Raw genomic sequence first — 23659 nt, 5'->3', positions numbered from 1 at the left:
CGACATGGTGGCCCAGCGCCGGCACGTGCGGCGGCAGCTCGCGGTGCGGCCGGGGCGGCGGACCGGGGCACGGCGGAGGGACGGGTCAGCCGAACACCACGCATGAGGCGGCGGGGACCTCCAGCGATCCGGCCGGGGCCGGGATGCCGGTCTCCGCGTCGACGGCGAACCAGCTGACGTCCCCGGACCGCTCGTTGGCGGCGTACAGCCGGGTTCCGCTCGGGTCGAGAGCCAGGTCGCGCGGCCAGTGGCCGCCGCAGCCCACCGTCGTGACGAGGGCGGCGTGGTCGCCGGATTCGTCCAGGGTCAGCACGGAGATGCTGTCGTGGCCCCGGTTGGCCACCCACAGGAAGCGGCCGTCGTGCGCCACCACGACCTCGGAGGGGTAGCTCGGCCCGTCGTCGGTCGCGCCGTCCGGCAGGACGGGCGTCTCCCCGACCGCGTCGAGGGTCCCGGCCGCGGCGTCCCAGCGGCAGACCGTCACCGTGGGCTCCAGCTCGTTCAGCACATAGGCGTGGGTGCCCGCCGGGTGGAACGCGAGGTGGCGCGGCCCGGTGCCCGGTCGCAGCGCCGTCTCGGTGTGCGGCCGCAGCTCGCCGGTCTCCTCGTCCAGCGCGCAGACCCGCACCGAGTCGGTGCCGAGGTCGACGCTGAGGATCCAGGTTCCGGTGGGGTCGGGCAGCACCTGGTGGGCGTGGGGCGCCTGCTGGCGCTCGGTGACCGGGCCGTCGCCCTCGTGGGCGTACACACAGGTGGTCGCGGCGAGCGAGCCGTCGGCCAGCACCGGCAGGACGCTGACGCTGCCCGCGCCGTAGTTCGCGGTGAGGACGTGGCCGGCGGTGCGGGCGAGGTGGGTGGGGCCGTCGCCGCCGACCGGCCGCAACGCACCGAGGAGGGCCGGCACGTCCCCGGCGATGTCGAGCGCGGCCGCGGCCCCCGCCTCCGTCTCGCTGACCGCGTAGAGCAGCGTGCCGTCGGGGCCGTCGCCGAGCGCCAGGTACGAGGGGTCGGGGACGGCGTCCGTCGTGCCGAGGACGGTGAGCGCCCCGGTTTCGCCGTCCACGGCGGCGACGGTGATACCCCGCCCGCCCGCCGAGGTGAACGACCCGATGAAGGCCCGGCCGGGCCCGTTGCTGTTCTCCACCGCGCTGCCTCTCTCCGCCGACGGATCACCGGGCCCCGGGGCCGGGTGATCTTCCGCCGCGACCGTAGCAGTGCCACGGCTGCGGTCTAGACCAAGGGTACGGTTCGGCGCCGTTCCCGCCCCGGTCCGCCGCTCCGGGACTCAGGCGCCCACGGCGATCCGGTGCGGCCGGCGCAGCGGGACGGCCAGTTCGGCCAGCGCGCGTTCCAGGGCGTGGAGGTGGGCGAGCACGGGTTCGGTGCCGGCCGGCTCCTCGGCAGCCTCGGGGCCGGGGCGCGGGTCGCGCGGGCCGGCGGACGTGTCGGTGAGCGCCTCGACGGCGGCCTGCACCCGCCAGCAGGCGGCGGCCAGCCGGACATCGTGCGAGGCGTCCGGGTCGGCGGCGACGGCGGCCAGTCCGCGCACCTCGCGGGCGCAGTCGTCCAGCAGTTCCCGGACGTGCCGGGCGCGCCGCTTGCGGGCGCGCAGCGGGTTGAGGGGGTGCACCAGCGGGGCCAGGGAGAGCCGTACCCGGCCGAGGATCGCCTCCAGTTCGGCGACACGGCGGTGCGGGTCGGCGGCCTCGCTCCCCGCGAGACGGGCGGCGGCGTCGGCCGTGCAGGCGTGCACACAGCGCAGCGCCCTCTCCACCCACGCCTCGGTGACCGAGTGCGTGGTCACGGGCAGCACGAACAGCACGGCCAGGACGGCACCGAGCGCACCGGCCGCCGTCTCGGTCGCCCGGAGCACCAGGAGCCCCGTGTCGAGGACGCCGAGCAGCCCGTAGAGCATGCTCGCCATCACGGTGACGGCCAGCATCATCCAGGTGTACGAGACGGCCGCGGTGTAGAAGATCCCGAAGACGCTGAGGGCCACGACCACGGCGGCGGCGACCGGTTGGTGGTGCAGGGGCACGGCCACGGCGAAGCCCAGGCCGATCCCGAGCACCGTCCCCAGGAGGCGCCGGAACCCCCGGACGACGGTCTCGCCGCGTGAGGTCGTGGCGACGAACACCCACCAGGTGGCGCCCACCGCCCAGTACCAGCGCTCGCCGGACAGGAGGTGCCCGACGCCGAGCGCGAAGCCCGCCCCGGCCACGGCCTGCACGGCCTGGCGCGTGGTGATCCGGCCGAGCCCCGTCGCCCCGGCGGGCGGGGCGACGGCCACGGGCGCCGCGATCCGCCGCTCGTAGCACCACGCCCCGAAGCGCACGGCGGAGGCGGTGGCGAGCGAGAGCAGGACGGCCGCGCACTGCTCGGGCAGCCGGCCGGGCACGGTGTGCAGGAACTGGGCGGAGAAGTAGGCCATGAAGCCGAAGACGCCGAGGGCGTGGCCCCGGGGACCCCAACGGCGCGCGTACACCCCGGCCCCGACGACGGCGAGGAACGCCAGGTCGCGCGCGACGGGGAGATCGTGCAGCAGGGCGGCGAGCGAGAGCACCGGGAGGCCGACGGCGGGCAGGAGCGCGGTGGTGACCGCCTGTCCGCGCACGGTCGGGTCCGTCACCGTGAACAGGGCGAGCAGCGCGGCGAGTCCCCCGGCGACGGCGGCCTCCAGGGTGTGTCCGGCGAGTCCGCACACCGTCACCGCGAGTCCGATGCCGAGGACGGCGCGGAGCGCGAAGCGCAGCCGCAGCCGTCCCGGGTCCCGGGCCACGAACGCTCTCCTCAGCACTGCCGCTCCCCGCCTCCGTCCGCCGGTGGTCCGTACCGGCATGAAAAAGGCGCCGCGGAATCCGCAGCGCCATCGACAGGTACATCACAGCATCCTCGACCCCATTGGCTCAAACCGGCCGCTCACCACTGAGCCAATGGCACATCCAATGGGACCAAGGACGCGCCAGCGACCGGCCAACGGACCAGCGGACCGTGTCAGCCGCCCCCGGCGCGGGACGCGGGGCCGGAGCGGCCCGGCGGCCGGGGCCGCCCGGAGGCCGTTGGTACAGTCTCTGCCCCGATCGAAGCACGAGGAGAGGCCGACGGACCATGGCGGTGGACGCGCTCGACACCAGGATCCTCAGGCTGCTCATCGAGCAGCCCGAGACGAGCGTGCGCGAGTACGCCCGGATCCTGTCCATCGCCCGGGGCACCCTCCAGGCCCGGATCGACCGGCTGGAGCGCGACGGTGTGATCACGGGCAGCGGCCCCTTCCTCTCCCCCGCCGCACTCGGCCACCCCGTCCTCGCCTTCGTCCATCTGGAGGTGACACAGGGACACCTGGACGACGTCGGCGAGGCGCTGGCCGCCGTCCCGGAGATCGTCGAGGCGTTCTCGACCACGGGCGGCGGTGATCTGCTGACCCGGGTGGTGGCCCGGGACAACGGGCATCTGGAGGACGTGATCCAGCGGCTGATCCAGTTGCCCGGGGTGGTCAGGACCCGCACCGAGGTCGCCCTGCGCGAGCGGGTGCCGCACCGGCTGCTGCCCCTGGTGGAGGCCGTCGGCCGGACGGCGGCGTCCACCGGGACCTGACCCCCTCCACGCCCGTCCGGACGTGAACGCGCCACGCACGGCGCCGTTTTCGGCCGCTTCACCGGCCGGGAGCGCCGGACGGGGGGCGGCCGGTCGTGGAAGCTCCGGTCCGCCGGATATCCTGATCTTGCCGCGTGCTCCGCCCCGTACGCCGTCCCCGGCGAGGCCGCCGACGCGGCGGCCTCAGGGGCCACCGGCCGGAGCCGGCCGGGATTCGCGAGCGACACGAGATGGGTGTGCAAGGTGCTGGTTGCTGGTCGGTACCGCCTGATATCCGCCATCGGCCGTGGCGGCATGGGTGAGGTCTGGCGGGCCGCGGACGAGGTGCTCGGCCGGGCCGTCGCCGTGAAACTGCTGCTCGGCGAGCACGCCGACGCGTCGGCGACCGCGCGCTTCCGGCTGGAGGCGCAGACCGCCGCCCGGCTGAGCCATCCGCATCTGGTGGCCGTGTTCGACTTCGGGTTCTGGGAGAACCGCCTCTTCCTGGTCATGGAGCTCGTCGAGGGCCAGAGCCTGTCCGATCTGCTGCGGGCGCAGGAGCGGCTGGGACCGGAGCAGGCCGCCTCGATCGCCGGACAGGCGGCCGCCGGGCTGGCCGCGGCCCACCGTCAGGGCATCGTCCACCGCGACATCAAACCGGGCAATCTGCTCCTGGACGCCGAAGGGACCGTGAAGATCGCGGACTTCGGCATCGCCCAGTTCGTCGACGACCCCTCGGCCGCCCTCACCACGACGGGGCACGTGGTCGGCACCAGCCTCTACCTCGCGCCGGAACGGGCCCTCGGCCGGACGGCGGGCGCCGCCTCGGACATGTACGCGCTGGGCTGCGTGGTCTACCAACTGCTGCTGGGGCAGCCGCCGTTCCGCGCGGCCACACCGACGGCGACGCTGTACCAGCACGTGGACACCCCGCCGCTGCCGCTGCGGGAGCAGGGGGTCGACGTACCGGCGGCCTTCGACGCCTACCTGCTGGGGCTGCTGGCCAAGCAGCCGGAGGACCGGCCGGGCGCCCAGGAGGTCGCCGACTGGTTCCAGAGCGGTGCCTGGCGGGGCATGCCGGAGCCGCTGCCCGCCCCCCTTCCGCCGCACACCCCGCTCGCACCGGCCGCGTTCCCCGGCACCGCGCCGGGCGGGCCCGGGAGCGCGGACGCGGGGGTTCCGACGACGTACCGGCTCCCGCAGGCCCCCGGCCACGGCCGGCGGGCGGCGGCCGGGCGCGCCCGGAGCAGACCCCGCCGCACCACCCGCGAGGCGATCCGGCGGCGGCCCCGGGTGGCCAGCGCCATCGCGGGCGTCATCGCCTTCTTCGCCGCCGTCTATCTGGGAATGAGCCTGTTCTCGCCCGACTCCAGCTCGGCCACCACCCCGCAGGAGACCGGCCCCTCGGGCGCGCCCGCCTCCCCCGGCGGCGGGCGCTGACGCCCGGGGCGGTCTACCAGCGGTCGTGCACCGAGGCGCGGATCCTGCGGTCGTACAGCTCCCGCACCGCGTCGAGCGTCCGCTGCGGCAGCGGTTCGCCCGTGGCCGCCCCGGCGTTGGACCGGGCCTGCGCGACCGAGCGGGCGCCGGGGATCACGGTGGTGACACCGGGCTGCTGGATGATCCAGCGCAGCGCGGTCTGCGCCGGGGTGAACCTCTCGGGGGCCAGACCGGCGAACTCGGAGGCGGCGGCCACCCCGGTCGCGTAGTCCACTCCGGAGAAGGTCTCGCCCTGGTCGAACGCCTCGCCGTGGCGGTTGTAGGTGCGGTGGTCGTCGGGGGCGAAGACGGTGTCGGCGGTGTACTTCCCGGACAGCAGGCCGGAGGCGAGCGGCACCCGGGCGATGATGCCGACGCCGGCGGCGCGGGCGGCGGGCAGGACCTCGTCCAGCGGCTTGAGCCGGAACGGGTTGAGGATGATCTGCACGCTGGCGACGCCCGGGCGGGCCAGGGCCGTCAGCGCCTCCGCGCAGGTCTCGACGCTCACCCCGTACGCGGCGATCCGCTTCTCGGCGACGAGCGTGTCCAGCGCGTCGTAGACCTCGTCCGAGGAGTACACCGGCGTGGGCGGGCAGTGCAGCTGCACCAGATCGAGGGTGTCGACCCCGAGGTTGGCGCGCGAGCGGTCGTTCCAGGCGCGGAAGTTGTCGAGGGTGTAGTTCTCCGGCACCTGGTCGGCGCGGCGGCCCATCTTGGTCGCCACGAAGACGTCCGCGTCGGGGCGGCGCGCGAGATACCGGCCGATCAGCCGCTCGCTGCGGCCGTCCCCGTACACGTCCGCCGTGTCGAAGAAGGTGACGCCGCCCTCGACGGCGGCGTCGAGCACTCCGAAGGCGTCCTCCTCGGCGACCTCGCCCCAGTCGCCGCCCAACTGCCAGGTGCCCTGCCCGACGACCGAGACGCTCCGCCCGGTCCTGCCCAGTTCGCGCTGTTCCATGGCGCTCATGCTACGTCCGCGGGCCGGCCCGTTCCGGGGCGCGCCGGGCCGCCGGGCGGGGCCGGCGGCGGGGCTCCGCCCGGAGCGACTTGACCAGACTTGCCAACTCCCGTGCGCGCGACCGCAGTTCGTTGACGCGGTCATGGCGACGTGTGAGTGTTCGGTCGCCCGATCACGGACACCCTGGTGCGACCGGCCCCGCCGGCCGTACGGGCGGGTGCGTCTGCACAGGCCACTGCCCGTGACCGAGGTCCCCACGAAACGAGGAGCCTCGATGAAACACAGACCGTTGACGGCCGGGACGACCCTGGCCGTCCTCGCCGCAATGCTGGTCGCCACCGGCGGCCAGACCGCTTCCGCGGAACCGTCGCCCCCCGCGCCGAGCCCCGCCCCCACCGCCCTGGCGAAGGCCGTGTCCGCCGCCGACCGCGCGGCCGTCAGCGGCACCGACGCCCTGGCCAAGGGACCCCAGGAACGGTACGAGCGGCGCATGGTGACCCCGTGGATCAACGGGCTGTACTCCGTCGCCTACGAACGCACCTACCGCGGCCTGCCCGTCGTCGGCGGCGACGCGGTCGTCGTGGCCGACTCCAAGGGACGCGTCCGCGGCTCCCAGTCGGCGGTCTCGCGGCGCATCAACGTGCCCACCACCGCCACGGTCACCGCCAAGGCCGCCGAGGCCACCTCGCGGAGGCAACTGCGCCGGGTGGACAAGGTCGAGAGCCACCGGCTGGTCGTCAAGGCGGGCGGCAAGAACTCCCGGCTGGCCTGGGAGACCGTGCTGCGGGGCCGGACAGCCAAGGCTCCGAGCCGGCTCCACGTCTTCGTGGACGCCGGCACCGGCACGGTCCTCGACAGCTACGACGACGTACGGGCCGGCACCGGCAACAGCCAGTGGAACGGGCCCTCCCCGCTGTCCATCAGCACCACCGCGTCCGGCGGCTCCTACTCGCTGCGCGACCCGAACCGCCCCGGACTCAGCTGCGCCGACTACAGCACCGGCGGTGTCTTCACCAAGTCCTCCGACTCCTGGGGCACCGGCAACGCCTCCAGCAAGGAGACGGGCTGCGTCGACGTGATGTGGGCCGCCCAGCACGAGTGGGACATGCTCCGCGACTGGCTGGGCCGCAACGGCCACGACGGCAACGGCCGCAGCTGGCCCGTCAAGGTCGGCCTCAACGACGTCAACGCCTACTGGGACGGCTCCACGGTCTCCATCGGCCACAACCAGGCCAACCAGTGGATCGCGGCCATGGACGTCGTGGGCCACGAGTTCGGCCACGGCATCGACCAGTACACCCCCGGCGGCGCCAACAACGAGTCCGGTCTCGGCGAGGCCACCGGCGACATCATGGGCGCGCTCACCGAGGCGTACACCAATGAGCCGGCCCCGTACGACGACCCGGACTACACCGTCGGCGAGAAGATCAACCTCGTCGGCAACGGACCGATCCGGATCATGTACAACCCCGGCCAGATCGGCGACCCGAACTGCTACAGCGCCTCGATCCCCAATACCGAGGAGCACGCGGCGGCCGGTCCCCTCAACCACTGGTTCTATCTGCTGGCCGAGGGCTCGAACCCGGGCGGCGGCAAGCCCACCAGCCCGACCTGCAACAACTCGACCGTCACCGGTGTGGGCATCCAGACCGCCGGCAAGGTGTTCTACGGCGGCATGCTGCTCAAGACCAGCGGCATGACGTACAAGCGCTACCGCACCGCGACCCTCACGGCCGCGCGGAACCTCGACACCACCTGTGCGCTGTTCGACCGGACCAAGGCGGCCTGGGACGCGGTGAGCGTTCCCGCGCAGAGCGGCGATCCCACCTGTGTGCGCAGCGGTGACGACTTCTCGCTGGCCCTGGACCCGGCCTCCGGTTCGGTGAAGCCCGGCAACTCGGTGACGTCCACGGTCCGTACGACCGTGACCGTGGGCAGTCCGCAGACGGTGACCCTGTCGGCGAGCGGCCAGCCGAGCGGTGTGGGCGTCTCCTTCAGCCCCGCCTCCGTGCAGTCCGGCGGGACCTCCGCGATGACCGTGACGACGACGTCGGCGGCCGTTCCGGGCACGTACACGCTGACGGTGAAGGGCGCGGCCGGTACCCAGAGCCACACCGCCCAGTACGTCCTGACCGTCGACAACGGCGGTGGCACCGGCACCACGCCGCCGGACATCAGCGTCACCAACGTGCAGTCGCATCTGACCCAGCTCAACACCATCGCCTCGCAGAACGGCGGCAACCGCCGGGCCGGCAGCGCGGGTTACTCGGCCTCGCTCGCCTATGTGAAGGGCAAGCTCCAGGCGGCCGGCTACACCGTCAGCGAGCAGAACTGCGCCACCTGCACCTACCCGGGCAACAACCTCATCGCCGACTGGCCGGGCGGGCCGTCCGACAAGACCGTGATGTTCGGTGCCCACCTCGACGGCGTCTCCGCCGGACCCGGGATCAACGACAACGGCTCCGGTTCCGCGACCCTGCTGGAGAACGCCCTCGCGCTCGCCCAGCAGAACCCCACCCTGACCAAGCACGTGCGCTTCGCCTGGTGGAACGGTGAGGAGCAGGGGCTCCAGGGCTCCCAGTACTACGTCGGCCAGCTCAGCTCGGCGCAGCGCTCCGCCATCACCGCGTACTACAACTTCGACATGGTCGCCTCGACCAACGCCGGCTACTTCATCAACAACCTCAACTCCACGGCGTCCGCGCCGATGAAGGAGTACTGGACCTCACTGGGCCTCGCGCCCGAGGAGAACGTCGAGGGCCAGGGCCGGTCGGACGACTACTCCTTCCAGCAGGGCGGCATCGCCACCTCCGGTTACGCGACCGGCGCGAGCGCCACCAAGACCTCGGCGCAGGCGTCCAAGTGGGGCGGGACCGCGGGCCGCGCCTACGACCCCTGCTACCACTCCTCCTGCGACACCACCGCCAACATCAACGCCACCGCGCTCGACCGCAGCGCCGACGGGGTCGCGTACACCCTGTGGAAGACGGCGGTCGGCTCCACCACCGGCAACGACTTCTCGCTGTCGGTGAACCCGGTCTCCGGCACCGTCCAGCCGGGCGGCACGGTCTCCGCGACCGTGTCCACGGCCACCGTCGGCGGCTCCGCGCAGACCGTGCAGCTCAGCGCCTCCGGCGCGCCGAGCGGGGTCACCGTCTCCTTCTCCCCGTCCTCGGTCCCGTCGGGCTCCTCGTCCACGATGACGGTCACCGCCGGGTCGCAGGTCGCGGCCGGGACGTACACCCTCACCGTGACCGGCACCGGCTCCGTCAGCCACGCCACCACGTACTCGCTGGTCGTCGGGGGCAGCGGCAGCTGCCAGGCCCGGCAGGCCGTCGCCAACGGCGGCTTCGAGAACGGGACGACGCCCTGGACGCAGTCCTCCGGCGTCATCAACAACCGGACCTCGGAGCAGCCCGCGCACAGCGGCTCGTACCAGGCATGGCTCGGCGGCTGGGGCAGCACGCACACCGACACCCTCGGGCAGACGCTGACCGTGCCGGCGGGCTGCTCGACCTACCGGCTGTCGTTCTATCTGAGCACCGACACGGACGAGGCGTCGGACGGCGTCGCCTACGACACGTTCACCGTCAAGCTCGGTTCCCGGACGCTGGCCACCTACTCGAACACGGACGCGGGCAACGGCTACGTCCAGAAGACGTTCGACGTCGGCTCCGCCGCGGGGCAGACGGTCACCCTGGGCTTCACCAGCCAGGAGGACGCGTATCTCCAGACCAGCTTCGTCGTGGACGACGTGACACTCGACGTGAGCTGACCGGCGGCAGCGCGTGAGGAGGGCGGGGCGTGCTCCACACGTCCCGCCCTCCGGCGTGTTCAGCGGACGGCCGCCGCGAGCCTGCGGACGAAATCGTCGCCGTCCGGGAGCGCGGCGAGACGGGCGTGCAGCCCGCGCAGTTCCTGTCCGAGCAGGGTCGACGGATGGATCTCGGCGGTGTCCAGGACCGGGCCCGCCACGGCCTGGGCGGCCGCGAGGTCACCGGCGCAGGCGTGCGCGTCGGCCATCCGCGCCAGGAACAGCATGCGCGCGGAGTGCAGCCCCGGCGGCAGCAGGCCGAGCGCCGTGCCCGTCGCCTCGACGGCGCGCAGCGCGTAGCGCCGCTCTCCGGTGGCGGCGGCGAGATCGCGCAGCGCGCCCGCCGCTCCGGACTCCACCCGCAGCCGCACGGAGGCGACGGAGAGCCAGGGCGCCTCCGCCTCGTCCCGTTCGCCGATCCGGTCCAGCCGGCCCCGGGCGCGGTCGATGTGGCGCAGGGTCCTGGGGGCGTCGCCGCGCACCGCGTGGCCGCGCGCCTGGTAGAGGTCGCTCATGGCCGCCGCCCAGGGACGGCCCGCCGCCGCCTGCCCGATCGCTCCGCCGTACGCCAGCGCCGAGGGGCCGTCGCCCTCCAGCCGGGCCAGGGTGCTCATGTCGCTGAGCGCCGCGACCTGGGTGCCGACGTGTCCGGCCACGGCGGCCCAGAGCAGCGAGCGGTCGAGCCAGGCCATCGCGGTGCCGTTACGGCCCCGGAGCAGGCGCAGACAGCCGGCCGACTGCGCGTACTCGGCGGCCAGCGGGGCGAGGAGCCGCTGGTAGGGCGCCGCGGGGAGGGCCATCCAGCGGAGCATGGCGTGCAGGGTGCGCTCGACGACGGCCGTCGCCCCGGGCCAGGCGCGTTCCTCGTCGGCGCGCAGACAGACCGCGAGCAGCGCGGTGAGCGCGTGCACGGTGTCGTCGTCCAGGGCGGGACGCGGCCGGGTGTCGGGGCCGCGCTCGCAGAAGGCGGCGTGCAGCGCGCTCACGTCGGCGAGCGCGGGGACCGTGCAGCCGGCCCGGCCGTGGGTGGGGCAGAGCAGCCCGTACGCGGGCAGCGCGCGGGGCAGCACGGCTCCGGGCGGGAGCGTCGCGAGCAGGGTCCCGCCGGTGGTCTCCCCGGGCAGCGGGCCTCGGCGGACGACCTGGACGTCACCGGCGCGTTCCTGTGCCTCGGCCGCCTCGCAGGCGGAGAGCAGATCGCCCTCGGCGCCCAGCAGTTCGTCGAGCCGGCGGGCCAGCGGCAGCGGGGTGCGCCGGCTGCCGTGTTCGAGTTTGCTGATGGCGGTGTGGTCGTAGCCGACCCGGGCGCCGACCTGGGCCTGGGTGAACCCGGCCCGGCGGCGCCACTGACGTAACCGGGCCCCGAACGTCCGCCATACCTCCGCGGTACGGGCGTCCGCCGGGACAGTGCCCATGCCCTCGGTCACCTGGAACCTCGTCGCACCAGGTCAGGGGCGCCACGCGTACCACGCTCACGGCTCATGTCCCGGAGGATAGCGAGCGGCCGCCCCCGCTGTCCCGGGGGTGTCCGCAAGATGTCCGGTAACAGGCGCGGCGGTGTCCCGCGCGGGGGCGGCCCGCTCCCCGGCCCGTCCCGCGGAAACGGGCCCGTCGCGGTGGCGACGTCCCGTTCCCCGTCCGTCGCTCCCCGTGCCGGCGTCGACATTGCCTGAATCGATGATCCGTCAGTTTCCGTTCCGCGCCTGCCCCAGGACCCGGCCAATACGGTCGATCGGGAGATATCAGTCGTCATTTCTTGTGCTCAACACCCCACTCACAACCGGGTGTTGCACACCTATTGACGCGAGTGGAGACGAGGGAGAAGTATCCCCAACTGCCGGAGAGAGCGCTCTCCGGCTTCGTGTCGTGCACCCGTACCGCGACCCAGGAGACCATCCCCCATGAACGCACCCCCCGTGCTCCGCAGACCAGCAGCTCCGGCCGGCAGACGACGTACCGGCGTGCTGGCCGCCGTCGCCGGACTCGTCGTCTCCCTGCTGGCCTTCGCCCCCGCCACCCCGGCCGACGCGGCGCCGTCCCTGCTCTCCCAGGGCAAGGCCGTCACCACCTCCAGCCAGGAGGGCGACGGCACCCCCGCCCGTGCCGCCGTGGACGGCGACAACGGAACCCGCTGGTCGAGCGCCTTCTCCGACCCCCAGTGGATCAAGGTCGACCTGGGCGCCACCGCCTCGGTCGAGCAGATCGCGCTGAAGTGGGAGGCCGCCTACGCCAAGAGCTACAAAATTGAGTTCTCCACGGACAACACCACCTGGAGCACCGCCTACTCGACCACCACGGGCCCCGGCGGCGACGAGACGCTGAACGTCTCGGGCTCCGCCCGTTACGTCCGGCTGACCGGCACCCAGCGGGCCACCCAGTACGGCTACTCGCTCTGGGAGTTCCAGGTCTTCGGCACCACCGGCGGCGGGAACGGCACACCGATTCCCGGCGGCGGCGACCTCGGCCCGAACGTGCTGGTCTTCGATCCGTCGACGCCCGGCATCCAGGCCAAGGTGGACGCGATCTTCAAGCAGCAGGAGTCGGCCCAGTTCGGCACCGGCCGCTACGCCCTGATGTTCAAGCCCGGCACCTACAACAACATCAACGCCCAGATCGGGTTCTACACCCAGATCGCCGGTCTCGGTCTGAAGCCGGACGACACCACGTTCAACGGCGATGTCACCGTGGACGCGGGCTGGTTCAACGGAAACGCCACCCAGAACTTCTGGCGCTCGGCGGAGAACCTGGCCCTCAACCCCGTCAACGGCACCGACCGCTGGGCGGTCTCCCAGGCCGCCCCCTTCCGCCGGATGCACGTCAGGGGCGGACTCAACCTCGCCCCCAACGGCTACGGCTGGGCCAGCGGCGGATACATCGCCGACAGCAAGATCGACGGTCAGGTCGGCCCGTACTCGCAGCAGCAGTGGTACACCCGCGACAGCGCGATCGGCGGCTGGGGCAACGGTGTCTGGAACATGACGTTCTCCGGTGTCGAGGGCGCGCCCGCCCAGAGCTTCCCCAACCCGCCGTACACCACCCTGGACACCACCCCCGTCTCCCGCGAGAAGCCCTTCCTCTACCTCGACGGCAACGACTACAAGGTGTTCGTCCCCGCCAAGCGCACCAACGCGCGCGGCGTCTCCTGGAACGGCACCCCGCAGGGCGAGTCCATCCCGCTGAGCCAGTTCTACGTGGTCAAGCCCGGTGCCACCGCCACCACGATCAACGCCGCGGTCCGGCAGGGGCTGCACCTGCTGTTCACGCCCGGGATCTACCACGTGGACCAGCCCATCACCATCGACCGCGCCGACACCGTCGTCCTCGGCCTGGGCCTGGCCACCATCGTCCCGGACAACGGTGTGACCGCCCTCAAGGTCGGTGACGTCGACGGCGTCAAGCTCGCCGGGCTCCTCGTCGACGCCGGGCCCCAGAACTCCCCGGTGCTCGTCCAGATCGGCCCCGACGGAGCCTCCGCCGACCACTCCGCCAACCCCACCTCCGTCCAGGACGTGTTCGTCCGGGTCGGCGGCGCGGGCGCCGGCAAGGCGACCACGGCCATGGTCGTCAACAGCGACGACACGATCATCGACCACACCTGGCTGTGGCGCGCCGACCACGGCGACGGCGTCGGCTGGGAGACCAACCGCTCCGACTACGGACTCCAGGTCAACGGCGACGACGTCCTGGCGACGGGGCTGTTCGTCGAACACTTCAACAAGTACGACGTGCGCTGGTCGGGCGAGAGGGGCAGGACGATCTTCTTCCAGAACGAGAAGTCCTACGACGCCCCCAACCAGGCCGCCGTCCAGAACGGCAGCACCAAGGGCTTCGCCGCCTACAAGGTCGACGACACCGTCAGCACCCACGAGGGCTGGGGCCTGGGCAGTTACTGCTACTACAACGTCGATCCCACCATCCGCCAGGACCACGGCTTCGAAGCACCCGTCAAACCGGGTGTGAGGTTCCACGACCTCCTGGTCGTCTCCCTCGGCGGCCAGGGCCAGTACGAACACGTCATCAACACCACCGGATCCCCCACATCGGGCACCTCCACGGTCCCGTCGAACGTGGTGTCGTTCCCCTGACCCCACATCCCTCGCACCCCGCGAGGGGAACGCGTGACGCGGGGCCCGGCGGTGACTGCCGGGCCCCGCTCACACGAACGGCACCGAGGGGGGTCCGCCGAGCTTCTGCTCGGACCAGATGACCTTGCCGCGTTCGGTGTACCGCGTCCCCCAGCGCTCCGCGAACTGCGCGACCAGGAACAGCCCGCGCCCGCCCTCGTCCGTCGTCGCGGCATACCGCAGATGCGGCGAGGTGCTGCTGCAGTCGGCCACCTCGCAGATCAGGGCGCGGTCGTAGAGCAGGCGGACGGTGATCGGTTCGGTGCCGTAGCGCAGGGCGTTGGTGACCAGTTCACTGAGGATCAGCTCGGTGACGAATGCCTCTTCGTCGAGGCCGTGGTCGTTGAGCCAGCGGACGGCCTCCTTGCGGACCCCGGCGACGGCGGCGGGGTCGGGCGCGACGTCCCACTGGACCCGGCGGGAGGGGTCGAGGACGCGGGTCCGGGCCACCAGCAGGGCGACGTCGTCGCCGGGACGGCTGGGCAGCATCGCCTCCAGCACATCGTCGCAGGTCTCCTCCGGTGTGCGCGCCTCACCGGCCAGGGCCGCGCCCAGCGCCTCCAGCCCCTCGTCGATGTCCCGGTCGCGCCGTTCGACCAGTCCGTCCGTGTAGAGCACGAGTCTGCTGCCCTCGGGCACCTCCAGCTCCGTGGCCTGGAAGGGCATGCCGCCGATGCCGAGCGGCAGACCGGGCGGGATGTCGGGGAAGCGCACGGTGCCGTCCGGCAGGACGAGCGCGGGGCCGGGGTGGCCGGCCCGTGCCACCGCGCAGCGGCCGGAGACCGCGTCGTAGATCGCGTACAGACAGGTCGCCCCGGTGATCGCGCCCGCGCCGTCGTCCTCGTCCTGGTCCATCCGCACGACCAGTTCGTCGAGGTGGCCGAGGAGTTCGTCCGGCGGAAGGTCCAGCGTGGAGAAGTTGTGGACCGTGGTGCGCAGCCGTCCCATGGTGGCCGCCGCGTGCAGTCCGTGGCCGACGACGTCACCGACGACGAGGGCGACCCGGGCGCCGGAGAGCGGGATCACGTCGAACCAGTCCCCGCCGACCCCCGCCTGCGCCGGGAGGTAGCGGTAGGCCACGTCCAGGGCGTTCTGCTCGGGCAGTCCGCTGGGGAGCAGACTGCGCTGGAGGGTGACCGCCATCTGGTGCTCGCGGGTGTAGCGCCGGGCGTTGTCGACGCTGACGGCCGCCCGCGCCACCAGTTCCTCGGCGAAGGAGAGGTCCTCCTCGTCGAAGGGGGTCCCGGTCTCGGCGCGCCAGAAGTTGGCCATGCCGAGGATGACGCCGCGGGCGTGCAGCGGGACGGAGAGCAGCGAGTGGAATCCGTGGGCCAGGATCCGCTCGGCCCGCTCGGGGTCGGCTTCGCGCCACTGCCGGGAGGTGGTGAGGTCGGGCACCATCCAGGTGTGGCCCCCGATGGTGCCGAGGCCCTCGGCGGTGGTCGGTACGAAGCCGATGACCTGGCCGATCGGGTACATCGGGAGGTCGGGCCCGGCGCCCCGCACGGCGGTGCGCCGCATGTCGAGCACGTCCTGGGAGGGGCCCGCGGGCTCCTCCCCGCGCAGGACGGCGTCGGCCAGGTCCACGGTGACGCAGTCCGCGAATCCGGGCGCGGCCACGTCCGCGAGTTCCTGCGCGGTGGTGGTGATGTCGAGGGTGGTGCCGATCCGTGCGCCGGCCCGGTAGAGGAGGAGGAGCCGTTCTCGTACGGTTTCGGCGCGGCCGGTGACGGCCTGCAGTTCGGTGGTGTCCCTCAGGGTGGCGACCGTGCCGGGCTGGCCGCCGCGTTCGCCGGTGCGGCGCAGGTTGACGGCGAGCAGCCGGTTCCCGGCGGGGCGCAGTTCGTCGGTGGCGCCGCGTCCGGAGGCCAGCAGGGCGGCGGTGCGGGGGTCCAGGCCCAGATCGGTGACGTCCCGGCCGTCGGCGTCGGCGGGCAGGTTCAGAAGGCGGCGCGCCTCGTCGTTGGCGAGGACGAGACGGCCGTCCGCGTCGATGATGAGGACGCCCTCGCGCACGGCGTGCAGCACCGCGTCGTGGTGTTCGTACATCCGGGTCATCTCGGCGGGTCCCAGTCCGCGCGTCTGGCGTCCCAGGCGCCGGCTCACCAGGGCGGCGCCGCCGGCCGTGAGGGCGAGGGCGATCACGGCCGCGCCGAGGGCGAGGGGGATGCTGGGGTAGGCGAGCCGGTTCACGGTCTCGACCTTGATGCCGACCGAGACCAGTCCCGCCGGGGTGCCGTCGCGGCGGTCCACGGGGACCACGGCGTTGACGGAGAGGCCCCGGCTGGCCTTGATGGTGCGGGTGATGCCCTCGCCCTCCAGGGCCGGTTTGTACGGGCCGATGATGGTCTTCCCGATCCGGGCGATGTCGGGGTGGGCGTAGATGACGCCGTTGGACCCGGCGACGACGACGTACTCCACTCCGGTGCTGCGCCGGATGGCCTCGGCGCGCGGCTGGAGCACGAGGGAGGGGTTCCGGCTGTCCAGGGCGGCGGCCACCCCGGGTGCGTGGGCGAAGGTCTGGGCGACGCTCAGCGACTGGCTCCGGGCCTCCTTCATGCTGTCGCGGCGCCCCTGGACGACGAGCGCGACGACGGCCGCGGCGACGAGCATCGCCACGATGCCCAGCATCAGGAAGAAGACCTGGCCGGCCACCGTGCGGACGCTGAAGAACGCGCGGAGCCTGCCGCCCCGTCCGGGGCGAGGGGTGTCGGGAGAGGACGTCCCGGGGCGGGAGGGCCCAGCCCCTTCACCGCCCGGGGGTCCGGTCTCCCGCCGATGGGGCTGCCGGGCCGAGCGGTGCATCCATGTCCGGAACCGACCTGTACCAGCCACGTCTTCAGGTTTAACAACGATTTACGGCCTTCGCCTGTTCGGAAGCGATCACCCGTCCCCGTCGACGTGTGAACGGCTCACGGCCAGGGCATAGGACGGATTACCGACAGGAGGTGGTGTCCGTGGGCCGCATCAGGGTCGTCCGACGTCCTCAGCTTCCCTCCCGCCCGCCGCCGCTCGACCTGCGCACTCCCTCCGGGCGCCCGCTGCCGTACTGACCGCCGTCGCCCGTCCGTCGCCCTCGGGGCCGCACTCCGTGCGGCCCCGAGGCGCGTTCCGGTGCCGGCCGGCACCGTCCCCCACGAAAGGGTTCCCATGCACGACGCGCACACGGACCGTTCCGCCCCGGACCAGGGCCCCGCGCCCGGTTCCTCCGGGGCCGCCGAGGAGGCCCGGGTGATCGTGGTGGGGGCGGGCCCGGCCGGCTCGTCCGCCGCGTACCACCTCGCCTCGGCGGGGGTCGATGTGCTGCTCCTGGAGAAGTCCTCCTTCCCCAGGGAGAAGGTCTGCGGGGACGGTCTCACCCCGCGCGCGGTCCATCAGCTGATCCGGATGGGCGTCGACATCGACGCGCCCGGCTGGACCCGCTCGCGCGGGATGCGCTGGGTGGCCGGGAAGCACCAGGTGCACATCGACTGGCCCTCGCTGGGCGGGTACCCGGACTTCGGTCTCACCCGCAGCCGGCACGACTTCGACGACATCCTGGCCCGCCACGCGGTGGCGGCCGGGGCCCGGCTGCGGACCGGGGTGAAGGTCACGGGGCCGGTGACGGACCGCTCGGGCCGGATCACCGGGGTCACCGCGGTGTCCGGTTCCGGGAAGCCGGTGGTGCACCGCGCCCCGATCGTCGTCGCTGCCGACGGCGCCTCGGCACGGATGGCCCTGGCGATGGGACTGGAGCGGGACACCCGGCGGCAGATCGCCACGGCGGCCCGGCGCTACTACCGCTGCCCCGAGCGGTCCCGCGAGGAGTTCCTGGAGCTCTGGGCCGATCTCCGCTTCCCGCGCGGGGACGCCTATCTGCCGGGGTACGGCTGGATCTTCCCGATGGGCGACGGCCGGGTGAACGTCGGCCTGGGGGCGCTCCCCCACCGCCGCCACGGCAAGGCCGATCTACGGGCGACGCTGGACCGCTGGCTGGCGCGGACGCCCGAGGAGTGGGGGCTGCGCGAGGAGAACGCGGAGGGGCCGGTCCGCAGCGCGGCGCTGCCGCTCGGGTTCAACCGCCATCCGCTGTACACGCGGGGACTCCTGCTGGTCGGCGACTGCGGCGGCATGGTCTCCCCGTGGAACGGGGAGGGCATCGGCCAGGCCCTGGAGGCGGGCGAGGTGGCGGCGGAGACGGCCGCGCTGGGCCTGGCCCTGCCCGCGGGCCCGCGCCGGGAGCGGGCGCTGGGCCACTACCCGGTCGAGATGAACCGCCGCTGGGGGCGCTACTACCGGCTGGGCAACACCGCGGCCGACCTGGTCTTCAGCCGGTCGGGTTTCCAGCCGCTCCTCAACCGCTACGTGATGGGCTCGCCCCGGCTCCTGGACGCGCTGGCCCGGCTGCTCACCAACCTCACCGAGCGGCCCTCGCGGGACGCCGTCGACCATGTGCTCAACACGGCGGTTCGTCTCGTTCCCGCGCCCGGGGTGCGGCGGCGCTGAGGTCCGGGGCCCGGCGGGCGGCGAGCAGCAGGGCGATGTCGTCGGGGCGGTCGGGCTCCTGTCTGGCCCTCCCGATCACCTGGTCGGCCGCGTCGGCCAGACAGGCCCCGTCGGTCTCCTCGACGGTGCGGCGCAGCCGTTCGATCCCGAGGTCGATGTCGGTGCCCGCCTCCTCGACCATGCCGTCGGTGTAGAGGGCGAGGACGGCCCCGGGCTCCAGGTTCAGTGAGGCGACCGGGTACACCGCGTCGGGGTCGACGCCGAGCACGATGCCGCCGGGCAGGTCCATGACCTGCGTGGTGCCGTCGGGGTGGCGGAGCACGGGCTGCGGATGGCCGGCCCGTACGGCGCGCGCGGCACCGGTCGCCGGGTCCAGGGCGATGTAGCAGCAGCTGGCGAACTGGCCGGGGTCGAGGTCGATGAGCAGCCTGTTCGTGCCGCTGATCACTTCCTGGGGGTCGTGCCCGCTGAGCGCGAACGCCCGTACGGCGCTGCGGAGCTGGCCCATGGTCGCGGCGGCGGCGACGCCGTGGCCCTGGACGTCCCCGATGACCAGGGCGAGCTTCCCGCCGGTCTCGATGACGTCGTACCAGTCGCCGCCGACGTCCATGCCCTGGGTGCCGGGGAGGTAGCGGCCCGCGGTCTCCACGCCCTCGACGACGGCGAGCCGGCGGGGCAAGAGGACGTCCTGGAGTCCGCGGGCGAGCGCGGCCTCGGTGTCGTAGCGCTGGGCCCGTTGCAGGGCCTGGGCGATCAGCCCGGCGAGAGCGGTGAGCACCGTGCGCTCCTCCGGGCTGAAGCCGCGCGGCCGGTCGAAGCCGAGGATGCAGGAGCCGACGTGCCGGCCGGAGGCGATCAGCGGCAGGAAGGCCCGCGCGCCGTAGTCGGTGTCCATGGGCAGGCCGGGGTAGGCGGCGGCCAGCCGGTCCATGGACTCGTAGAAGAGCGGCCGGCCGGTGGTCAGCGTCTCGACGCCGGGGATGCGGGCGTCCAGGCCGACGCCGTCGAACCGGTCGAGGAAGCCCTCGGGGAAGCCGGTCTCCCACTCCAGGTAGAGGTGGTGCTCCTTGAGCAGGTAGATGGCGAGCTGCCGGCCGCCGAAGGCGGGGAGCAGCTCGTCGGTGACCACGGCGGACACCTGGCGGGCGGTGACGGCCTCGGTGAGGGCGATGGCCAGGGCGACCGGGCGGTAGAGCGCGGCGGAGCGGTCGGCCGGTGAGCCGAGGCCCGCTCCGGTCGAAGCGACGGATTCCGGGGTGTACGCCGGCCGGTCGGTGGGGGTGAGGACGACGGTCAGGCCCTCGTCGCCGGGGTACAGGGAGACGGACAGCCAGGCGGGCGGCGGACGGCGCACCAGGAAGTGGACCGGGGCGTCGGAGATCATCGCGGAGCGGTAGTCGTCCTCGTGCGCGGGATCGGCCAACCAGGGCACGGCCTCCCAGAGGACCTGTCCCACCAGCGCGGAGGCGGGCATGCCGAGGATCTTCTCGGCGGGGCGGTTGACGTAGGTGATCCGGGCGAAGCGGTCGAGCGAGAGGATGCCGGCCGGCAGCCGGCCGGCGGCCTCGGGGACCACCGGGGCGGGGCCGAGGTCCACCAGGAAACCGGTGAGGTGGGTGGTGGTGCCGGGCCGGGCGGTGTCCGCCCGCCGCCTGGAGACCTCCAGCAGATGGGAGCGGCCGTCGGGTCCGCGCAGGCGCATCCGGCGGACGACCGGGCCTCGCGCGCCCTCTGCCCGGCGGGCCAGGGCCCACAGTCCGTAGACGTCCTCGGGGGCGAGCCGCGCGGCGCGCGCGTCGATGGTGCCGGGGAAGGACGCGCGCTCGCCGCCGAGGACGGCGCACAGTTCCTCGTCCGCGACGACGGCTCCGCTGCCGAGATCCCAGTCGAAGCGGCCGATGCGCATGGGCGGCGCGCCGGCGGCCGGCAGTCGGACCGGGAGGGGTTCGTCGTCCCAGGTGGCCTCCGTCCCCGCGGACCGCAGTCCGGCGAGCGCCGCGCCGAGCCCTTCGGCGACACCGCGCATCCTGCGGCGGTCCGCGGTGGCGACGGGCCGGCCCGGGGTCGCCGCGCGCAGGACGACGAGGACCCCGAGGGGCTCGCCGCCGGCCGCGACCGGGACGTAGAGCGAGCCGAACGGGAAGGGGAGCCCCGCCATGAGCTGGGGGAAGCGGCGCATCGCCTCCTCGGTGTCGGCGAGGTGCACCGCGTGGCCGGAGCGGAATGCCTCGGCCACGGGGAACGGACGGTTCACATGCATCCGCCACCAGGGGCGGAACAGCCGGCCGGGCAGTCCGGCCAGGACGGCCAGCCGCAGCAGCCCGGGGGTGCGGGAGCGCAGATAGACGCCCCCGGCATGTCCGCCGGCGGCCTCGATCGCGTTCACCACGGCCTGCGCGAGCACCAGCGACAGTTCGTCGGGCGCCCGGGTGCCGTCCCTCTCGCCGGTCCGTCCCTCACTGCCGGCCGGTGCGGTGCGCCGGACCGTGCCGTAGCGGGTCACACAGCCAGCATGCGCCCGCCGCGTGGGGACGCGCCATTCGGCGGAACGGGCGGGCCCGGCCGACGTGCGGGGCTTCGTCCGCCGTGCGAATCTGAAAGGTGCCCGTCGTCCGCGATCCGTCGAGGAGGCACGATCATGGGCAAGAAGCAGAGTCGGCAGAACCGCGGCGCCCGCACCGGGGGCCGGGCGTACGGCGCCCCCTCGGAGAGCAAGGACCAGAAGTCCACCGCCCCGGCGTCCGGCCCGGTGAAGGCGATCTCCGAGCAGACCTCCCACAAGCACGACCGGAAGTTCGGCCACAACTGACCCGGTGCCCCGTTCCGGCGGCGGCGGTCTCCGGACCGGCCGCCGCCGAAGTGCGGGTCAGTGGCCCGGCAGCACACACACCGCGTCGAGTCCGAGCACATGGTTGAGACGCCCGAACGCGAGCCAGGACCCGATGCTCATGCTCAGTTCCACGATCTCGCGCCGGCTGTACCGGTCCGTCATCCGCGCCCAGAACGCCTCGTCCAGGTTGTGGTGGTCCAGCGCGTAGCGTTCGGCGTACTCGGCCGCGAGGCGGGTCCGTTCGTCGAAGGCCGCCGCGGTGCGCCATTCGGTCACCGCGTCCGCGAACTCCTCCTCGACCTTCTGCCCGTCGCGCTCGGTGCGCCAGTCAAGGCAGAACAGACAGCCGTTGATCTGCGCGATGCGCAGCCGGGCGGCCTCGAACTCGCGGAGCCCCAGTGTGGAGTGCTCGTACACCGCCAGCGAGAGGTTCGCGGCGGCCGGGCCGATGCCGGGGACCAGTTCGCCCCAGACGTAGCCGAGGGGTTCGCGGCCCTCGGGGATGTCGATGATCACGGCTGTTTCCTTCCCAGTCGGCCGGTCGCGGGGCGCAGCGGCACGTCGAGTGCGTCGTAGAGTCCGGGTTCCGCCTCCACCAGCCAGTCGATGGCGTTCACCAGCCGGCCGACGGCGGTGGCGTTTCCGCCCGCCGAGCGGTTCTCGTCCTCGTCGCTCGCCTCGACGGTGACCTCGATGCGCGGGCGGCCCTCGACGATCACCCGGTGGGCGCCCGAACCGTCGGGCGGGGACGGCCAGTCGGGCGCGCAGGAGGGGTGGATCCGGGTGATGTGCTCGATGACGATGCGGGGTTCGCCCCCGACGATGCCCTGCACCTCGAAGCGGACCGCGCCCTGGGTGCCCGCCTCGAATACGCCCATGGTGCGGGTGGTGACGGCCGTCTCCAGGGGCCGGCGGGCGGTCGTCTCGCGGATGTCGTCCAGGGCGACACCGAGTGCCCGTGCCATCAGGCGTATCTGACCGCCCCACACCATGGTCGGCACGGAGGGGGCGAGCATCAGGGGTTCGTACTCCATGGGGTGTCCCATGCCGATGAGGTCGCGTACGGATTCGGGCTGGTCGTACGTGGAGTAGTCGAAGATCTCCTGGCAGCGGATGGCGTCCAGGGTGGTGCCGAGTCCGCTGATCAGCAGGGGCAGCACATCGTTGCCCCAGCCGGGGTCGACGCCGGAGGCGAAGAGCGAGCCGCCCCCGCCGGCGACGGCGGCGAGCACCGGTTCGCGCAGTTCGGGCGGGGCGCCCCGCCGGTCGTAGAGGGCGTAGAGGGCGGGGGTGACGACGACGGAGCCGCCGGCGACGGCCCGGACGACGTCGGCCAGTGCCTCGTCGGGGCGGGTGTCGCCGGAGGCCGCGTAGACGACGGCCCGGGGGGCGGTGGCCAGCACGCCGTCGATGTCGTCGGTCGCCGTGACGCCGAGATCGCGGCCGAGACCGGCGAGGCGGCCGGCGTCCCGGCCCCGTTTGGCGGGGTCGTGGACGAGGACGTGGGCGAGATTCAGGGCCGGATGGGCGTCGACGGCGCGGATGGCCGCGCGGCCGACGTTGCCGGTGCCCCACACCACCGTGGAAATCATGCGGCGGAGGGTAGCGCGGGGGGCGCGAGGTTCACAGGGTCGTCGCGCACCCGATCCGGCGGGTTCCGGGCGGTCCTTCCGGAGCCTTCCGGTCCGTCCTCGGCGGCGTTTCTACTCGTCGATGGCGCCGCCGTGTCCGGCGCCCTTCTCCGTGCTCCCGAAGGAGTCCGCGTCGAAGGTCCGGGAGCCGGTGGCCGTCACCCCGCCGGGTCCGCCCGGAAGAATCCAGACGATGCCGTCGCCGGCGTTCTCCCGGGGGCGGCGGCGAGCAGGGCGGCCCGGCCGACGGCGTTGTCGTCGGACAGCCGGACCTGGCCGCCCCAGTGGTCCGCGCGTTCGGCGACGCCCGGGACACCGGCCGTGTTCTGGTCCCAGAAGGCGGCGCCGACGGCGAGACCGGAGACGACGAGGTCGGCGAGGCCGTTGTCGTCGTAGTCCCCGGCCGTCAGGGCCCTGGGCGCGATCTCGTGCCCCGGGGTGCCGGGGACCCGGCCGGTCCGGGTGGCGGGGGCCCGGCCGGCAGGAGGAGCGAGGCCGCGGTGAGGGCGGCGGGACGGTGGGTGCGCACGAGCGGCTCCTCGGCTCGAAGGCGACCGGGCGGCGTCCGGGGGGTGGCCGGGAAGGGCCCGTCACCCTCCCGGCGTCCTGTTGGAGCGCCGGTGCGGCATCGGGGTTGTACGGCACGCCGACAGGGGTGGCAGGGAGCGGGTGGCGCTGTCGCCGTTGTCGTCCGTGACGAGGTCGTCCAGGGCGGTCCGGTAGCTGCCGGTGCGGTCGCCGGGGGCGATGGTCGCCGCGGGGCTG

14 protein-coding genes and 1 pseudogene are annotated in these 23659 nt (G+C 73.5%); 6 read left to right on the top strand and 9 right to left on the bottom strand.

The features are described 5' to 3' along the window. Positions 1 to 85: 85 nt before the first annotated feature. Both ACWCXC_RS36610 and ACWCXC_RS36605 read right to left on the bottom strand, forming a co-directional pair. Positions 86 to 1144 carry a lactonase family protein gene (locus ACWCXC_RS36610; RefSeq protein WP_450891734.1) on the bottom strand — a complete coding sequence of 353 codons (1059 nt, stop codon included), beginning with the start codon at positions 1142 to 1144 and terminating at the stop codon, positions 86 to 88. Between the two features lie 141 nt (positions 1145 to 1285). Then, positions 1286 to 2839, bottom strand: coding sequence for an FUSC family protein (locus tag ACWCXC_RS36605; protein WP_450683519.1), 1554 nt, complete (start codon positions 2837 to 2839; stop codon positions 1286 to 1288). A 269-nt stretch (positions 2840 to 3108) separates the two neighbouring features. On the opposite strand from ACWCXC_RS36605, the gene ACWCXC_RS36600 reads away from it, so the two are divergent. After that, the gene (locus ACWCXC_RS36600; protein WP_450683518.1) at positions 3109 to 3594 is read left to right on the top strand and encodes an Lrp/AsnC family transcriptional regulator; all 486 of its coding nucleotides are present in this window, start codon (positions 3109 to 3111) and stop codon (positions 3592 to 3594) included. A gap of 294 nt (positions 3595 to 3888) precedes the next feature. Then, positions 3889 to 5013 carry a serine/threonine-protein kinase gene (locus ACWCXC_RS36595; RefSeq protein WP_450891733.1) on the top strand — a complete coding sequence of 375 codons (1125 nt, stop codon included), beginning with the start codon at positions 3889 to 3891 and terminating at the stop codon, positions 5011 to 5013. A gap of 13 nt (positions 5014 to 5026) precedes the next feature. Here ACWCXC_RS36595 and ACWCXC_RS36590 read toward each other — a convergent pair whose 3' ends face one another. After that, entirely contained in the window at positions 5027 to 6019 is a 993-nt protein-coding gene (locus ACWCXC_RS36590) for an aldo/keto reductase (RefSeq protein ID WP_450891732.1), read from the bottom strand. A gap of 265 nt (positions 6020 to 6284) precedes the next feature. On the opposite strand from ACWCXC_RS36590, the gene ACWCXC_RS36585 reads away from it, so the two are divergent. After that, positions 6285 to 9785, top strand: coding sequence for a M28 family peptidase (locus ACWCXC_RS36585; protein WP_450891731.1), 3501 nt, complete (start codon positions 6285 to 6287; stop codon positions 9783 to 9785). A gap of 59 nt (positions 9786 to 9844) precedes the next feature. Here the strand turns inward: ACWCXC_RS36585 and ACWCXC_RS36580 are convergent, their stop codons facing one another. Further along, the gene (locus ACWCXC_RS36580) at positions 9845 to 11239 is read right to left on the bottom strand and encodes a helix-turn-helix domain-containing protein (RefSeq protein WP_450683514.1); all 1395 of its coding nucleotides are present in this window, start codon (positions 11237 to 11239) and stop codon (positions 9845 to 9847) included. Between the two features lie 486 nt (positions 11240 to 11725). Between ACWCXC_RS36580 and ACWCXC_RS36575 the strand changes: the two genes are divergently transcribed. After that, positions 11726 to 13909, top strand: a complete 2184-nt coding sequence (locus ACWCXC_RS36575) for a discoidin domain-containing protein (protein ID WP_450891730.1) — start codon at positions 11726 to 11728, stop codon at positions 13907 to 13909. Between the two features lie 69 nt (positions 13910 to 13978). Here ACWCXC_RS36575 and ACWCXC_RS36570 read toward each other — a convergent pair whose 3' ends face one another. Beyond that, positions 13979 to 16753: a SpoIIE family protein phosphatase gene (locus tag ACWCXC_RS36570; RefSeq protein ID WP_450891735.1), complete on the bottom strand. Its 2775-nt coding sequence runs from the start codon at positions 16751 to 16753 to the stop codon at positions 13979 to 13981. A 345-nt stretch (positions 16754 to 17098) separates the two neighbouring features. On the opposite strand from ACWCXC_RS36570, the gene ACWCXC_RS36565 reads away from it, so the two are divergent. Continuing rightward, a complete protein-coding gene (locus tag ACWCXC_RS36565) occupies positions 17099 to 18433 on the top strand; it encodes a geranylgeranyl reductase family protein (RefSeq protein ID WP_450891729.1) in 1335 nt (444 codons plus the stop codon). Here the strand turns inward: ACWCXC_RS36565 and ACWCXC_RS36560 are convergent. Then, on the bottom strand, positions 18384 to 20936 hold the full coding sequence (locus ACWCXC_RS36560; RefSeq protein ID WP_450891728.1) for a SpoIIE family protein phosphatase: 2553 nt from the start codon (positions 20934 to 20936) through the stop codon (positions 18384 to 18386). The genes ACWCXC_RS36565 and ACWCXC_RS36560 overlap by 50 nt on opposite strands. A 135-nt stretch (positions 20937 to 21071) precedes the next feature. Here ACWCXC_RS36560 and ACWCXC_RS36555 point away from each other — a divergent pair, with 135 nt between their 5' ends. After that, positions 21072 to 21242, top strand: a complete 171-nt coding sequence (locus ACWCXC_RS36555) for a hypothetical protein (RefSeq protein ID WP_450891727.1) — start codon at positions 21072 to 21074, stop codon at positions 21240 to 21242. A gap of 57 nt (positions 21243 to 21299) precedes the next feature. Here the strand turns inward: ACWCXC_RS36555 and ACWCXC_RS36550 are convergent, their stop codons facing one another. The 3 genes and pseudogenes from ACWCXC_RS36550 to ACWCXC_RS36540 all read right to left on the bottom strand — a co-directional run. Beyond that, positions 21300 to 21779: a carboxymuconolactone decarboxylase family protein gene (locus ACWCXC_RS36550; protein ID WP_450683510.1), complete on the bottom strand. Its 480-nt coding sequence runs from the start codon at positions 21777 to 21779 to the stop codon at positions 21300 to 21302. Then, on the bottom strand, positions 21776 to 22855 hold the full coding sequence (locus tag ACWCXC_RS36545; protein ID WP_450683509.1) for an NAD(P)H-dependent amine dehydrogenase family protein: 1080 nt from the start codon (positions 22853 to 22855) through the stop codon (positions 21776 to 21778). Before ACWCXC_RS36545 ends, ACWCXC_RS36550 begins: the two co-directional genes overlap by 4 nt. A 713-nt stretch (positions 22856 to 23568) precedes the next feature. Beyond that, positions 23569 to 23659: pseudogene (locus tag ACWCXC_RS36540) on the bottom strand (NAD(P)-dependent oxidoreductase); the annotation flags it as partial.

The organism is Streptomyces sp. NPDC001515 (assembly GCF_053597115.1).
Note: the sequence above shows the minus strand (reverse complement) of the source record. Positions and strands in the feature narration are given on the sequence as shown.

Excerpts from the sequence above, each read along its gene's own strand:
- ACWCXC_RS36545 (WP_450683509.1), bottom strand. The coding sequence starts at position 22,855 with ATGATTTCCACGGTGGTGTGGGGCACCGGCAACGTCGGCCGCGCGGCC.
- ACWCXC_RS36605 (WP_450683519.1), bottom strand. The coding sequence starts at position 2,839 with ATGCCGGTACGGACCACCGGCGGACGGAGGCGGGGAGCGGCAGTGCTG.
- ACWCXC_RS36580 (WP_450683514.1), bottom strand. The coding sequence starts at position 11,239 with ATGGGCACTGTCCCGGCGGACGCCCGTACCGCGGAGGTATGGCGGACG.
- ACWCXC_RS36585 (WP_450891731.1), top strand. The coding sequence starts at position 6,285 with ATGAAACACAGACCGTTGACGGCCGGGACGACCCTGGCCGTCCTCGCC.
- ACWCXC_RS36600 (WP_450683518.1), top strand. The coding sequence starts at position 3,109 with ATGGCGGTGGACGCGCTCGACACCAGGATCCTCAGGCTGCTCATCGAG.
- ACWCXC_RS36590 (WP_450891732.1), bottom strand. The coding sequence starts at position 6,019 with ATGAGCGCCATGGAACAGCGCGAACTGGGCAGGACCGGGCGGAGCGTC.
- ACWCXC_RS36570 (WP_450891735.1), bottom strand. The coding sequence starts at position 16,753 with ATGCACCGCTCGGCCCGGCAGCCCCATCGGCGGGAGACCGGACCCCCG.
- ACWCXC_RS36575 (WP_450891730.1), top strand. The coding sequence starts at position 11,726 with ATGAACGCACCCCCCGTGCTCCGCAGACCAGCAGCTCCGGCCGGCAGA.
- ACWCXC_RS36565 (WP_450891729.1), top strand. The coding sequence starts at position 17,099 with ATGCACGACGCGCACACGGACCGTTCCGCCCCGGACCAGGGCCCCGCG.
- ACWCXC_RS36555 (WP_450891727.1), top strand. The coding sequence starts at position 21,072 with ATGGGCAAGAAGCAGAGTCGGCAGAACCGCGGCGCCCGCACCGGGGGC.
- ACWCXC_RS36595 (WP_450891733.1), top strand. The coding sequence starts at position 3,889 with ATGGGTGAGGTCTGGCGGGCCGCGGACGAGGTGCTCGGCCGGGCCGTC.